Consider the following 13,806-nt stretch of genomic DNA (forward strand, 5'->3'; position numbering starts at 1 on the left):
GCCCCACCGCCTCCAGCCGCTGCGACTGACGCAAACGCTCCTCCAGCGCCAAGCGCTCGGTGATGTCGGTGTGCACCACCAGGATGGCGTCGGGCGCCCTGGGCTCGTTCCGCACGAAGCTCCAGTTGGATTCCACCACCACGCGGTGGCCGCTCCTGTGCCGCTGCTTGAAGCGCCCGCTCCACTGGCCCGTCTCCAGCACGGTGCGGAAGGCCTCGTGATAGCTGGCGGGGTCCTCGTAGATCCGCTCGACCAGCTCGCCGCTGTCCATGCCGGCGACCTCCGCCGGCGTCCAGCCATGCATGCGCACGGCGCTGCGGTTGGCATAGACGATGCGGCCGTCCATGCCGTGCACCACGATCCCGTCCTGCACGAGGTCCAGCAGCGCGGCCTGTTCCTCGAGCTTGGTCTGGTGGAGCAGGCGCGCGGTCACGTCCTCGTAGGTCGCGACCCAGCCGCCATCGGCCAGCGGCTGGTGCGACACCGAGAGGGAGCGCCCCGCACCGTCCGCGCGCACGAAGGCCGCCGCCTCGGCGGCCTCGGTCAGGCGCCGGTGCTCGGCCCAGGTGGCCTCGGTGGCACGGCGGCCGAAGCTGGCGGAGGACGCGAGGAGCGCCTTGGCCTCCGCCCCGGGCACGGCCAGGCCGGGGGGAAGAGCGAACAGCTCGCTGAAGCGCCGGTTGCCGACGATCAGCCGGTGCTCCTCGTCGAACATGCCCAGGCCATGCGACATGTTGTTCAGCGCCGCCTCGAACAAGCGGTTCTGCCGCAGCATCTCCGCGTCCCGCTCCTTCAGCGTCGCGTTCTGCTCGGTCAGCGCGCTGACGGCCTCCTGCACGCGTTCGTTGGCGGCGGCCAGGCGCTCGCCGGTGCGGGTGAGGTCGAGCACGAGCGCGCGCACCTCGGCGTTGGAGCGCGCGAGCAGGCGGTTGCGCCGGACGGCGAAGGCCGCGAGCGCCAGGGAGCAGCCGATCAGCGCCACCAGCAGGCCCGAGAACAGCCATTGCAGCCGGTCCAGGTGGCGCACGTCCTGCGCGTCCAGTTCCAGGGCGTGGGCCCGGGCGACGGAAGCGAGCCGCGCCAGCGGCCGGTTGAGCGACGTGAACTCGGCCATGATGGCGGCAACGGCCGCCTCGTCGCCCAGGGTCCGCATCAGGGGCCGCGACGCCTCCACCGCGGCCGAGAGCCTGCTGACGACGGGCTCGAGCTCGGGACGGGTGCGGACCAGGGCCGCGACCTCCCCGTTCAGCAACATGGAAAGGCGGGACTCGACGATGCCGAACCAGGTCCGCACCGTCTGTTGTTCCGCCTCGCCCGGGGTGATCGCGAGTTCCCCGAGCGCGCCCTGGAGGCGCGCCACCTCCATGCCGGCCTGGGATGCGGGCCAGCCGAGATTGTAGCGCGACATCTTTCCGAGGGCGGCCTGCCGGTCGAAGATCAGGATGGAGGTGGCGATGGCCGCCGCCGCAAGCGCCGCGCCGAGCAGCACGAAGCCGGCCTGCACATGCGTCTCCGACAGCCGGGCACGAAGCCAGCGCGACGCCGCCCCGCCGAAGAACCCCGGCGTGGCCGGGGATGCGCCGGGGGTGGGCACGCCCAGCACCTTCATCGGACGATCAGCTGGGAAACGGACCACGCCGAGCGGCCGTAATACAGGGGCGAGCGCAGCACCGGGTTGGCGTCGTAGGGGTACACGATGAACAGCGGGCCGCGATCATTGGCGGGCATGGGAACCCCGTTGCGGTGAGTCGCGAGCAGCACGTCGAAGCGGGTGAGGTCCGGCATGGGAATGTCGGTGGAATAGTCGTTGAGCGCGATCGCGGTCACCGTGGTTCCCGCTGCTCCCACCGCCTCCATCACGCTGGCCAGCGGAACGCCGTCGAAGCGCACGGGGGCATCGTACCAGGGCGTCTGGGTGGTGATGGAGGCCGAGCCCAGGGCATGCAGCATGGGGCGGTCGAAAACCGCCCGGTCCCCCTCGTTCCTGCGCCGGATCCGGCCCGACACGGTGAGGATCGCGGGCTGGGTGCGGCCCGGAAGCTCCCTGGCCCAGGACCGCACCGGCAGCAGCCCGAGAAGCAGCCCCAGGCGGCGCCGGCCGATCCGCGGCTGAACTCCGGCAATCATCCGGCGGGCCGAGTTGGCGAACCCTGAGAGTTCGTTTTCATGCTGAAAGTGGATCCTGCTGGTCCAGCGTGAGACTCGTTCTACGCCGACCATACGCCAAACTGCACACTTTTCCGTGACTTCTCGCGCGATGTTATGACAATGCAACCAAGGGCGGGGGTTTTACCAGGTTTCGCCTCGGCCGGAATATTTCCTCCGGCGGCCTTCAGTGTCCTAACCGCGTGCTGCGCCTGCCCTCGCCGGGGGGGCCGGCTGGCCGCCCTGCCCGCTGGCCTCGTGCGGGACGGGGATTTCCTGGCGGTGCTGGCGGAAACCGAGCACGAGGCCGAGGCCGCCGCCGCCCGCCTGGGCGCCTGCCTGGGCGCTCGCCTGGCCTGGGAGGAGCGCGACACCCTGCCGGACGAGGCCGCCATGGCCGAATGGCTCCACGCCGCGTCGCAGAAGGAAACCGTGATCATCGCGCGCGGGGAGGCACCCCCCGCCCGCGGGGTCGCGGCACGCTTCTTCCGCCCGCCCGTGGCGCACGCCTCCATAGGCCCCTCCTGCGCCATCGCGCGGTGGGAGCAAGGCCGGGTGGAGGTCTGGTCGCACACCCAGGGGCCCTACAACCTCCGCACGGACATGGCCCTCGCCCTGCGCATCCCCGAGGAAGCCGTCACCATCCGCCACGTGGAGGGCGCGGGCTGCTACGGCCACAACGGCGCCGATGACATGGCCCTGGACGCGGCGCTGGCCGCGCGCGCCGTGCCGGGCCGGCCGGTGCGCGTGCTCTGGAGCCGGGCGGACGAGCTGGCCTGGCCGCCCGTCTCCTCCGCCATGCTGGTGGAGGTGGAGGCCGCGCTGGACGAGGCCGGGAACATCGGCGCCTTCCGGCTGGAGGTGACGAGCAACGGCCATTCCTCCCGCCCGGGGCGGGGGAAGCTGCCGACGCTGCTGGCGGCGGCGCATCTGGCGGAGCCCTTCGCCGTGCCCCCGGCCATCAACGTCTCCGCCGAGCGCGGCGGCGGGGCGCAGCGCAACGCGGTGCCGATCGACCGCGTGCCGGCGCTCCGGGTGCGGATGCGCACGGTGACGGAGATGCCTCTCCGTGCCTCCGCGATGCGCCGCCTGGGGGCGCCGCTGAACGTCTGGGCCATCGAGTCCGTGATGGACGAGCTGGCCGCCCTCGCCGGCGCCGACCCGCTCCATTTCCGCCTGCGCCACCTGGACGACCCGCGTGCGGCCGCGGTGCTGCGCGAGGCGGCGGCGATGGCCGGCTGGGAAGGACGGACCCGGCGGGGGGGCTTGGGCTGGGCATGGCGCTGGCGCGCTACAAGAACCTGGGCGGGTGGTGCGCGGTCTTCGCCGAGGTGGAGGCGGAAGAGGTCGTGCGCGCCCGGCGGATCTGGATCGCCGCCGACCTGGGGGAGGTGATCAACCCCGATGGCGCCGCGAACCAGCTGGAGGGCGGCGCCGGCGAGCCCTCCTTCGGGCCTAGCGTCGCGGCCATCGCCAACGCCATTCACGACGCCCTCGGCGTCCGGCCGCGCGCCATGCCCTTCACCCCGGAGAACCTCGCGGCCGCCATGGGGTGAAGCCCCGGTGGGTGAGGGGCGGGGCGGCTCAGTCCTTGCCGAGCACCCCGTCGATCCGGCGCCACAGCCCCATGGGGTTGCCATCCCGCAGCGCGGCCGGAAGCAGCGCCTCCGGCATGTCCTGGTAGCAGACCGGCCGCAGGAAGCGCGCGATGGCGAGGGAGCCGACCGAGGTGGAGCGGCCATCGGAGGTGGAGGGATAAGGGCCGCCATGCACCATGGCGTGGCTGACCTCGACCCCCGTGGGATAGCCGTTCACCAGGATGCGGCCCACCCGGCGCTCCAGCACGGGCAGCAGCAGCCGCGCGGCCTCAAGGTCGCCCTCGTCCATCTGGATGGTGGCGGTGAGCTGGCCTTCCAGCCCCTCGGCCAGGCGCAGCATCGTTTCCACGTCCGGGCAGCGGATCACGAGGGAGGCGGCGCCGAACACCTCCTCGGCGAGCGCGGGGTCCTCCATGAAGTGGGCGGCGGTGGTCTCGAACAGCGCGGCCTCCCCCTGGGTGCCGGCGGTGGCGAGCTGGCCCGAGGCGACCTTGCGCACGCGGTTGTTGCCCGCGAGATGCGCGACACCCGTCTGGTAGGCCTTGAGGATGCCCGGCGTCAGCATGGTCTGGGCCGGCGCCCCGCCCAGCGCCTCGGTGGCGGAGGCGAGGAAGTTGTCGAGGTCGGGCCCATCGAGGGCCATCACCAGGCCGGGATTGGTGCAGAACTGCCCGGCGCCGAGGGTCAGCGAGCCCACGAAGCCCCTGCCCATCGCGGCGGCACGGCTGGCCATCGCCTTGGGCAGCAGGAAAACCGGGTTGATGCTGCTCATCTCGGCATAGACCGGGATCGGCTCGGGGCGGCCGGCCGCGGTCTTCATCAGCGCGGTGCCGCCGGCGCGCGAGCCGGTGAAGCCGACCGCCTTGATGCGGGGATCGGCCACCAGCCCCTGCCCGACCACCTGGCCGGAGCCGAAGAGCATGGAGAAGACACCCTCCGGCAGGCCGCAGGACCTCACCGCGGACTGGATGGCACGCCCCACGAGCTCGGAGGTGCCGGGATGGGCGGAATGGGCCTTGACCACCACCGGGCAACCGGCGGCCAGCGCCGAGGCCGTGTCGCCGCCGCCCACGGAGAAGGCAAGCGGGAAGTTGGACGCACCGAACACCGCCACGGGGCCGAGGGCGATCTGGCGCAGCCGGAGGTCCGGGCGGGGCAGGGGCTTGCGGTCGGGCAGGGCCGGGTCGATGCGGGCGCCGGTCCAGCCGCCGTCGCGCAGTTCCGAGGCGAAGAGCCGGAGCTGGCCGACGGTGCGGCCGCGCTCGCCCTCCAGCCGCCCGCGGGGCAGGCCGCTCTCGGCCATGGCGCGGGTGATCAGCTCGTCGCCGGTGTCGAGGATGGCCTGGGCACAGGCCTCGAGAAAGGCGGCCCGCGCCTCGGGAGCGGTCTCGCGATAGGTGTCGAAGGCCGCCCAGGCGAGGGCGCAGGCGCGCTCCACATCGGCCGCCGTGCCGCCACCGAAGGCGGGCTCCATCGGCTCGCCCGTCGCCGCCTCGACGGCGCGGATGGGCTTGTCGGTGCCGCGCAGCGCGGTGGCGCCCAGCAGCATCTCACCGGTGATGGTCATGGCGCTCTCCTTGTTCTGGTTGGTGCATGGCCGGGAAAGGGGCCATGGATCACGGCGCTTGGCCAGTTGTTCAGGCCGCGAGGATGGCCTCGACCACCTCCTGGACCTCCAGCGCCTCCCGCAGGGTTGCCAGGTCCTGGGGCTGCCCGCGCGTCATGGCGGCCACCTTCTCCAGTTGCCCGCGCAGAACCAGGGGGCGCATCCGCTCGTTGGGCAGGGCATCGGGGGCGGGGGCCCATCCCTCCGGGCCCTCCCGCTCCGCGACGGACCAGTCGCGCAGGCGGATGGCGCCGGCCGCGCCGCGAAGGGTCCAGGCATTGGTGTCGTCCCGGTCCGTGGTGCCGACGCCGCCGCGCAACAGCACGGGGATGCCGCCCGCCAGGAGCCTCGCCTCGATCGCGCTCTCGGCGGCGTCGCCGCCGGGGAAGGTGGCGCGGGCCTCCTCCAGTTGCAGCGGGCCGAGCAGGCGACGGGTCAGGAACAGGAAGTGCGACACCACCTCCCGCGTGAAGCCGCCCTCCGCCCGGCGCGACAGCCAGCCGGAGGCATCGCGCTGCCAGGAGCGGGGCCAGGCGGCGAAGGCGACCGCGATCTCCAGCGAACGCGGCGCGCCCACCGCGCCCGCCCCGAGCCAGGCGCGGAGCTGGGCCACGGCCGGCGAGGAGGCCATGGGGAAGTTCACCGCCGCCCGGGCGCCCGCCGCCTCCGCCCGCGCCACGAAGGCGCGGGACGCCTCCAGCTCGTGCGACAGGGGTTTTTCCAGGAACACGGCCCGCCCGGCGCCGAGCGCGGCCTCGGCCAGGGGGATATGGGCCGCGGGCGGTGCGGCCACGTAGAGGCAGTCGCAGTTCTCGACCACCGCGGCGGCGCTGCCCGACATCGCGAGGCCAGGATCGACCCCCGAGAGACGGGCGGCGGCCTCCGGCGAGGGGTCCCACACGCCGGCCGGGCGGATCGGGGCATCCGGCTGGTCCCGCGCCGCGCGCAGCAGTCGTTCCCCCATGATGCCGAAGCCGACGATGCCCAGGCGCAGCGGGGCGGAAGCGGTGGTGCTCAAAGCGGGCTTTCTCCTTCTGGCCGCAGCCGGTGGCCAGGATTCCAGGGGGCGGACCATGCCCCCTGGCCGGCCCCCGGGCCAGACCCGCCGGCGGCGCCCGCCTCCGCCGTGATGGTGGCAAGGCGGCACCAGGGCGGCCGGGCGGGCGGGAAAGGAGGCGATCCTTCCGACAAGTGATTTGCCTTTGCGTGCAAACCCGGCGCGCTAGCGGGCTTTGAGTCCTCGTTCTCGCCACCTGCCTGACAGAGAGTCGCCCTTGCCCGTGAATGGTCACCAGGCCACCGAGTTCCTCTCCACCCCCCAGCGGGCCTCCACCGGCATCGTGGGCCTCGACGACATCCTCGGCGGTGGTCTGACGCGCGACCGCCTCTACCTCGTGGAAGGGACGCCCGGCACGGGCAAGACCACCCTGTCCCTGCAGTTCCTGCTGGAGGGGGCGGCCCGCGGCGAAGCCGGGCTCTACATCACCCTGTCCGAAACGGCGGACGAGTTGCGCGCGGTGGCGGCCTCCCACGGCTGGTCGCTCGACCGCCTCTCCGTGTTCGAGCTGGTGGGCGACATGGGGCTGGACCCGGATGGCGAGCAGACGGTGCTGCATCCCTCCGAGGTGGAGCTGGGCGAAACCACGCGGGAGGTGATGCGCCAGGTGGGCGAGCTGCGCCCGGCCCGCGTGGTGTTCGACAGCCTGTCCGAGATGCGGCTCCTGGCGCAGAGCCCGCTGCGCTACCGCCGCCAGATCCTGGCCCTGAAGCAGTTCTTCTCCAGCCGGCAGTGCACGGTGCTGATGCTGGACGACCGCACGGCGGATCCGACCGACCTGCAGCTGCACAGCATCGCGCACGGCGTCGTCTCGCTGGAGCAGGCACCGCGCGACTACGGGGCGGAGCGGCGGCGGCTGCGGGTGGTGAAGATGCGCGGCATCAAGTTCCGCGGCGGCTTCCACGACTTCGTGCTGGACACGGGCGGGCTGACGGTGTTCCCGCGCCTGATCGCCGCGGACCACCACGCGGCGTTCGATGCCGCCGTCCACTCCACCGGCAACCGCGAGCTCGACGAACTGCTGGGCGGCGGGCTTGTGCCGGGCACCAACATCCTGCTCAGCGGCCCCTCCGGCGTGGGCAAGTCCACCACGGCGGTCAGCTGCATGGTGGCGGCGCTGGAGCGGGGCGAGTTCGCCACCTACTACCTGTTCGACGAGGGGCTCGGCACCTTTCTCGGCCGCAGCGCGGCGCTTGGCATGGATCTCGCCCCCTATGTCGAGGCGGGGCGCCTCACCCTCCGCCAGATCGATCCGGCCGAGCTCTCGCCCGGTGAATTCACCAGCCGGGTGCGGCAGGCGGTGGAGGAGGAGAACTGCTCCTTCATCGTGGTGGACAGCCTGAACGCCTATCTCCAGTCCATGCCCGGCGAGAAGTACCTGCTGCTGCAGATGCACGAGATGCTGAGCTATCTCGGCCAGCGCGGCGTCAAGACGATCCTGATCCTCGGGCACCATGGCATCATGGGCGACATGCGCGCGGATGTTGACCTCAGCTATCTGAGCGACAGCATCCTGGTATTTCGCTTCTTCGAGGCGCAGGGGCAGATCCGCTCGGCCATCTCGGTGGTCAAGACCCGCAGCAACGCGCCCGAGCGGACCATCCGCGAGCTGCGCATCGGCCAGCACGGCGTGCAGGTCGGCAAGGCCCTGACCGACTTCGAGGGCGTCATGAGCGGGCTGCCTTCCTACAAGGGGACGATCTCGCTGCTGGACGATGTTCCGCCCGGCAAGGCCGGGGGCTGAGCGCCCGTGTCCGAGCGCATCCTCATCCTGGCCCCCCGGGGGCGTGACGCCCGGGTCATCCAGGATGTGCTGCAGCGCGACGGGATCACCGGCCGCGTCTGCGAGGACCTGGGCTGCCTCCGCGCCTGCCTGCAAGGCCATGCCGGCGGCGCCGTGGTGACGGAGGAGGCGCTGTCGGGCCCCGAGCTGGAGCCGCTGCTCGCTTTCTGCGACGCGCAGCCATCCTGGTCCGACATTCCCTTCATCGTCATGGCCACGCGCCAGACCGGCCGCCGCTCCGCCATCGCGGCCGGCGTGCTGGAGCGCCTGGGCAACGTCGTGCTGCTGGAGCGCCCGGTGAACGCGGAAACGCTGTCCAGCGCCGCGCGCTCCTCGCTCCGGGTGCGGCGCCGCCAGTACCAGACCCGCGACCTGCTGGACGAGCGCGAGCGGCGCGAGCGCGAGCTTCGCGTGCTGAACGAGACCCTGGAGCAGCGCGTGAGGGAGCGCGCGCTGGAGCTGGAAAAGGCCCGGGAGGCGCTGGAATTCGCGCTCGATTCCGCCGGCATGGGCTCCTGGGACCTGGACCTGCTGAGCGACTCCTCCCGCCGCACGCCGCAGCACGACCGCATCTTCGGCTATGCCGAGCCGCAGCCCGCCTGGGGGGCGGAGCACCTGCTGGGGCACGTGGTGGAGGAGGAGCGCGCGGCGGTCGCGGCGGCCTTCGCCAAGGCCACGGCGAGCGGCACGCTCGACATCGAGTGCCGCATCCGCCGCGCCGACGGCGCCGTGCGCTGGATCGTGGCCAAGGGCCGCGCCGGCTACGACGCCGCCGGCCGGCCGGTTCGCATGGCCGGCGTGGTCATGGACACCACCGACCGGCGCATGACCGAGGACGCGCTGCACCAGGCGCAGAAGATGGAGGCGATCGGGCAGCTCACCGGGGGCGTCGCCCACGACTTCAACAACCTGCTGACGGTGATCGTGGGCGGGCTGGACATGGTTCTGCGCCGGCCCGAGCAGACCGAGCGCGTGACCCGCCTGGCCTCCGCCGCCATGACCGCGGCGCGGCGCGGGGAGCAGCTGACGCAGCAGCTCCTGGCCTTCTCGCGGCGGCAGATGCTGCGGCCGCAGACGCTGAACCCGAACCGCCTGCTGTTGGAATTCGAGGAGCTGGCCCGTCGCGCGGTGGGCGAGGCGGTGACGCTGCGCCTCGAGCTCGACCCCGCGGTGGACCCGATCCGGATCGATCCCGCCCAGTTCGAGTCCGCCGTCCTCAACCTCGTGGTGAACGCGCGTGACGCCATGCCCGATGGCGGGGTGGTGAGGGTGTCGAGCCGCAACGTCCACCGCGACACGCGCGCGACCTCCGAACGGGGCATCTCGCCCGGGGCCTATGTGGAGGTCAGCGTCACCGACAACGGCAGCGGGATCGACGCGCAGACCCTGGCGCGCGCCTTCGAGCCCTTCTTCACCACCAAGGAGGTTGGCAAGGGATCGGGGCTGGGGCTGAGCCAGGTCTATGGATTCGCCCGCAGCGCCGGGGGCGACGTGGCGATCGAATCCGAGCTGGGGCGCGGCACCTGCGTGCGGCTCTACTTTCCGCCCTCCGCCGATGCCCCGGCGGAGGAGCCGCCCGCCACCCCGAACAAGGTCCCGCTCCGCCCGGCCGCGAGCGGGGAAACGGTGCTGCTGGTGGAGGACGACGAGCAGGTGCTGGCCATGGCCATCGAGAGCCTGGAGGAGCTGCGCTACACCGTGATCGTGGCCCACAACGCGCGCGAGGCGCTGGAGCACATCCGCGGGCCCGCGCGGATCGACATCATGTTCTCGGACGTGGTGATGCCCGGCGGCATGAACGGCGCCCAGCTGGCGGTGGAGGCACGGCACCTCAGGCCGGAGATGAAGGTGCTGCTGACCTCCGGCTATGTGGGGGAGCCGATGACGCAGAAGCCCATCGCGGACGACGTGGACGTGCTGAACAAGCCCTATCGCCGGGATGAGCTGGCGCAAAAGCTGCGGGTGGTGCTCGGCCGCGGCTGAAGGGGCGGCAACACCGGGCAGGGCCCGGCGTTCAAACATGGCTCACGCGCCGTTTCCCCGCGGGCGGCGCCATCCACGCCTGAAACCCCGATAGGCGCGTGCCAGAGCGCGCCGGGCGGGGCAGCCATGGGGAGCGGCCCCTAGGAGCGGGTCGCGAAACCGCTATTGTACGGGTGCAGTGCGCGACGACCGAATCGATCCGGCCTGAGAAGCATCGACTGCGCCCAGAAGAAGAGGCACGGAATCATGGTCAAACGTCGCAAGCAGGAAGAGATCGCGGGCATCCTGGAGTTCGAGGGACGCACCAGCGAGGATCCCGAGTTCAAGGAGTGGATGGCGGACCACAAGGCCCGCAACGGCGGAAAGCTGCGGGTCAGCAAGGGCGCCACCGGCGTGCGCGTCATGTTCAGCAAGGATGCGGACATGGAGTTCTGGCAGGAGCGTTCCGACCGCGAGCGCAAGATGGGCAAGGCCGGCGCGTCCTGAGGAGGCTTGGCGGGAGGGCCCTCAGGCCCTCCCGATCCTGGACAGCCGGCGGAGGCAGTCCGGGCAGGTGACGGCCTCCGCGGGCGGCTGCGCCCAGGAGGACCCGGCGCCGGGCTCGTCGGCGCAGAGCGACATGCGGCAGTTGGGGCTCACGGCGTGAAAGACCGCCGTGCGCCCACGGGTCGAACGGCCGGCCTTCTGAAGCGCGACAAAGGTTCGGCCCGAAACAACAATGGCTTTCGATTGCATGGGCGTCCGAATGCCGTCCGAACCGCGCCGCGGTCAACCATTCTGCGGGATGGTTGCGATCACCATATAGAAATTGGCCATGCCGCCGGCCCGGTCTGGATCGCGGGCGGAAGGGAGTTCTTCGAGGCATGAGGTTGCGTGCGATTGCGGGGCTTCTCGCAGCGATGGTGCTGGCCCTCGGCGGCTTCACCCCGTCCGAGGCACGGACGGGCGGGCATGAAGCGCGACGGGTGGAGGTGCCGGTCCGGCACAACGTCCATGGGCCGGTCCATGCGCGGGCACAATCCAGGCCGCATGTCCGCCGCCCTGCCCGGCCTGCCCGCGCGGCGGTCCATCATGCGGGGGGGCGCCATGCCCAGGGGGCCACGCAGCGCGGCCACGCGTCCGTTTACGCCTATAGCCTCGCGGGCCGGCGCATGGCGGATGGCGGGCGATTCGATCCCCATTCCGACACGGTGGCCAGCCGCACCCTGCCGCTGGGCGGGCGGGCCAGGGTGACCAATCTCCGCAACGGGCGGAGCGTGGTCGTTCGGGTGCGGGACCGCGGACCCAGCACGCGGCGGCGCATCCTCGATGTCAGCCCGGGTGTCGCGGCGCGGCTGGGCATGGCGGATGCCGGCACGGCGCCGGTGGCGGTCACGCCCCTGCCGGGCCTGGTGGCCCGCGCGGAGGCCGCTCCGTCCGGCGGCCGGGACTCGCCGCGCCGCTGAGCCGCCGGGGCGGCGGGGCGTCGCCCTTGGGGATGAGCGGTCACGGCGGGCCTGGGTCGTGCCATGCGGGAGAGACGGTCTCGCACCACCCGCGTTCTATTCCTCGGCAAGATACCCACCGCCTTCTCAGGAGACAGATCCCTTGGCCGATGCACGCTTCGCCCCTCCAGGACCTCTCGGCTACGGCGGCGCGCCGCTGGGGAACATGTTCGGCCCGATCGACGAGGCCACGGCCCATGCCGCGCTCGATGCCGCCTGGGAGGGCGGCATCCGCTACTTCGACACCGCGCCGCATTACGGATCCGGCCTGTCCGAGCATCGCTTCGGCGAGGCCCTGCGCGACCGTCCGCGCGGCGAGTTCGTGCTCTCCACCAAGGTCGGGCGCCTGTTGCGGCCCGACGCGTCGCGGCCCGAGAACCCGCCCTTCGTCCAGGGCCTGCCCTTCCGGGTGGAGGCGGACTACTCCTTCGACGCGACCCTGCGCTCCGTGGAGGACAGCCTCCAGCGGCTGGGCATGGACCGCTTCGAGGTCGCCTTCATCCATGACGTGGCCGAGGACCACCTCGGGCCGGATTGGACCCGCGTGTTCGACACGGCCATGGAGGGCGCCGCCCGCGCGCTGATCCGCCTGCGCGAGGAAGGCACCATCAAGGGCTGGGGCCTGGGCGTGAACCGCACCGAGGCCTGCGAGCGCGCGCTGCGCATGTCGGATCCCGATGTCTTTCTGCTGGCCGGCCGCTACAGCTTGCTCGACACCGTCGCGCTGGGCGGGCTGTTCCCGGCCTGCGCGGAGCGCGGGGTGCATGTTGTGGTGGGCGGGCCCTATAATTCCGGGCTGCTGGCCGGTGGCAGGCACTACGACTACGCGGAGGCGCCCGCCGCCATGGTGGCGGCGCGGGACCGGATCGCGGCGGTCTGCGGCCGCTTCGGTGTCGATATCCGTGCCGCGGCCCTGCAGTTCTGCGCCGCCCATCCGGTGGTCGCGGCCGTGATCCCGGGCGCGCGGCATGCCGACCGCGTCCGGCAGAACCTGGACCTCATGGGCCAGACCATTCCCGGGGCGTTCTGGCCCGCCCTGAAGGCCGAGGGCTTGTTGCCGCAGGACGCGCCGACCCCGGCGGGGTGATTCGCGCCGTTCAGCCGGTGGCGAAGCGCAGCAGGGTGGTGGAGCGGAACACCTCCCCCGGGCGCAGCATCGTGGAGGGGAAGCCCGGCTGGTTCGGGCTGTCCGGGAAGTGTTGGGTTTCCAGCGCCACTCCGTCCCCGCTGCGGTAAAGGCGCCCGGCGGGGCCAACCAGCGTGCCGTCCAGCAGGTTGCCGCTGTAGAACTGCAGGCCGGGCTGGTCGGTCAGCACCTCCAGAACGCGCCCGCTGGCGGGGTCGCGCAGGCGCGCGCACAGGCGCGGCTCCGTGCCGTCGCCCTGCAGCACCCAGTTGTGATCGTAGCCCTGGCCGATCCGGAGCTGTGGGTCCTCGGTCCGGATGCGGGCGCCGATCGGAACCGGGGTGCGGAAGTCGAAGGGCGTGCCCTCGACCGCGCGCAACTCGCCGGTGGGGATGAGGGTGGCGTCCACGGGGGTGAAGTGGTCGGCCATGATCTGAAGCTCGTGGTCGAGCGCGGTGCCCGAACCCTCGCCCGCCAGGTTCCAGTAGCTGTGGTTGGTCAGGTTCAGCACCGTGGGCGCCTCCGCCTCCGCGCGGTAGTCGATCCGCAGCGTGCGGCCGGCCCCGGCCGAGTAGGTGACACGCACGCGAAGCGGGCCGGGATAGCCTTCCTCGCCATCCCGGCTTTCCAGCGCCAGTTCGAGCCGCCCCGCGCCGGCCTCCGCCACAGACCAGATGCGCTTGTCGAACCCCTGGGCCCCGCCGTGCAGGCTGTTCGGCCCGTTGTTCGTGGCCAGCTGGTGCCCGCGGCCGTCCAGGGTGAAGCGGCCCCGCGCGATCCGGTTGGCGTAGCGCCCGATCAGGGCGCCGAAATAGGGGCCGGGCTCGGCGTATTCCGCGGGCGTGCGGAAGCCGAGCGCCACATTGGCCATCCGGCCCTGCCGGTCCGGAACCTCCAGCCGCGCGATCACGCCGCCGAGGGTGAGGATGGTGGCCCGGAGGCCCTCGGCCTCCAGGACGTAACGCTGAACTTCCGTGCCGTCCGCGAGGAGGCCGGCGAGATCGGGCTGCATGGCGGAACCCCC

The 13,806-nt window shown here is 72.3% G+C and carries 12 protein-coding genes; 7 read left to right on the forward strand and 5 right to left on the reverse strand.

What is annotated here, in order from left to right; genetic code table 11:
- Positions 1 to 1,609, reverse strand: a 1,609-nt coding sequence (locus ACFFIC_RS15245) for a PAS-domain containing protein (protein ID WP_377051805.1), incomplete at its 3' end; no start/stop codon positions are given.
- Positions 1,606 to 2,127: a molybdopterin-dependent oxidoreductase gene (locus ACFFIC_RS15250; protein WP_377051807.1), complete on the reverse strand. Its 522-nt coding sequence runs from the start codon at positions 2,125 to 2,127 to the stop codon at positions 1,606 to 1,608. The genes ACFFIC_RS15245 and ACFFIC_RS15250, both read right to left, overlap by 4 nt.
- Before the next feature lie 276 nt (positions 2,128 to 2,403).
- Between ACFFIC_RS15250 and ACFFIC_RS15255 the strand changes: the two genes are divergently transcribed.
- Positions 2,404 to 3,540: a molybdopterin cofactor-binding domain-containing protein gene (locus ACFFIC_RS15255; RefSeq protein WP_377051809.1), complete on the forward strand. Its 1,137-nt coding sequence runs from the start codon at positions 2,404 to 2,406 to the stop codon at positions 3,538 to 3,540.
- Positions 3,495 to 3,701 (forward strand): hypothetical protein, encoded by a 207-nt coding sequence (locus tag ACFFIC_RS15260; protein WP_377051811.1) that lies wholly within the window; start codon positions 3,495 to 3,497, stop codon positions 3,699 to 3,701. Before ACFFIC_RS15255 ends, ACFFIC_RS15260 begins: the two co-directional genes overlap by 46 nt.
- Before the next feature lie 28 nt (positions 3,702 to 3,729).
- Here the strand turns inward: ACFFIC_RS15260 and ACFFIC_RS15265 are convergent, their stop codons facing one another.
- The gene (locus ACFFIC_RS15265) at positions 3,730 to 5,310 is read right to left on the reverse strand and encodes an aldehyde dehydrogenase (NADP(+)) (RefSeq protein WP_377051813.1); all 1,581 of its coding nucleotides are present in this window, start codon (positions 5,308 to 5,310) and stop codon (positions 3,730 to 3,732) included.
- Between the two features lie 70 nt (positions 5,311 to 5,380).
- A complete protein-coding gene (locus tag ACFFIC_RS15270; RefSeq protein WP_377051815.1) occupies positions 5,381 to 6,367 on the reverse strand; it encodes a Gfo/Idh/MocA family protein in 987 nt (328 codons plus the stop codon).
- A 262-nt stretch (positions 6,368 to 6,629) separates the two neighbouring features.
- Between ACFFIC_RS15270 and ACFFIC_RS15275 the strand changes: the two genes are divergently transcribed.
- From ACFFIC_RS15275 to ACFFIC_RS15295, 5 genes are all read left to right on the forward strand, one after another.
- On the forward strand, positions 6,630 to 8,150 hold the full coding sequence (locus ACFFIC_RS15275) for an ATPase domain-containing protein (protein WP_377052184.1): 1,521 nt from the start codon (positions 6,630 to 6,632) through the stop codon (positions 8,148 to 8,150).
- 6 nt (positions 8,151 to 8,156) lie between these two features.
- Entirely contained in the window at positions 8,157 to 10,172 is a 2,016-nt protein-coding gene (locus ACFFIC_RS15280) for an ATP-binding protein (protein ID WP_377051817.1), read from the forward strand.
- Positions 10,173 to 10,418: 246 nt separating this feature from the next.
- The gene (locus ACFFIC_RS15285; RefSeq protein ID WP_377051819.1) at positions 10,419 to 10,658 is read left to right on the forward strand and encodes a hypothetical protein; all 240 of its coding nucleotides are present in this window, start codon (positions 10,419 to 10,421) and stop codon (positions 10,656 to 10,658) included.
- 377 nt (positions 10,659 to 11,035) lie between these two features.
- Positions 11,036 to 11,617, forward strand: a complete 582-nt coding sequence (locus ACFFIC_RS15290) for a septal ring lytic transglycosylase RlpA family protein (RefSeq protein ID WP_377051821.1) — start codon at positions 11,036 to 11,038, stop codon at positions 11,615 to 11,617.
- 142 nt (positions 11,618 to 11,759) lie between these two features.
- The gene (locus ACFFIC_RS15295; protein ID WP_377051823.1) at positions 11,760 to 12,743 is read left to right on the forward strand and encodes an aldo/keto reductase; all 984 of its coding nucleotides are present in this window, start codon (positions 11,760 to 11,762) and stop codon (positions 12,741 to 12,743) included.
- 10 nt (positions 12,744 to 12,753) lie between these two features.
- Here the strand turns inward: ACFFIC_RS15295 and ACFFIC_RS15300 are convergent, their stop codons facing one another.
- Positions 12,754 to 13,794, reverse strand: coding sequence for an aldose epimerase family protein (locus ACFFIC_RS15300; protein WP_377051825.1), 1,041 nt, complete (start codon positions 13,792 to 13,794; stop codon positions 12,754 to 12,756).
- Positions 13,795 to 13,806: the final 12 nt, after the last annotated feature.

The sequence above is a fragment of the Muricoccus vinaceus genome, from assembly GCF_042433125.1.
Lineage (GTDB): Bacteria > Pseudomonadota > Alphaproteobacteria > Acetobacterales > Acetobacteraceae > Roseomonas > Roseomonas vinacea.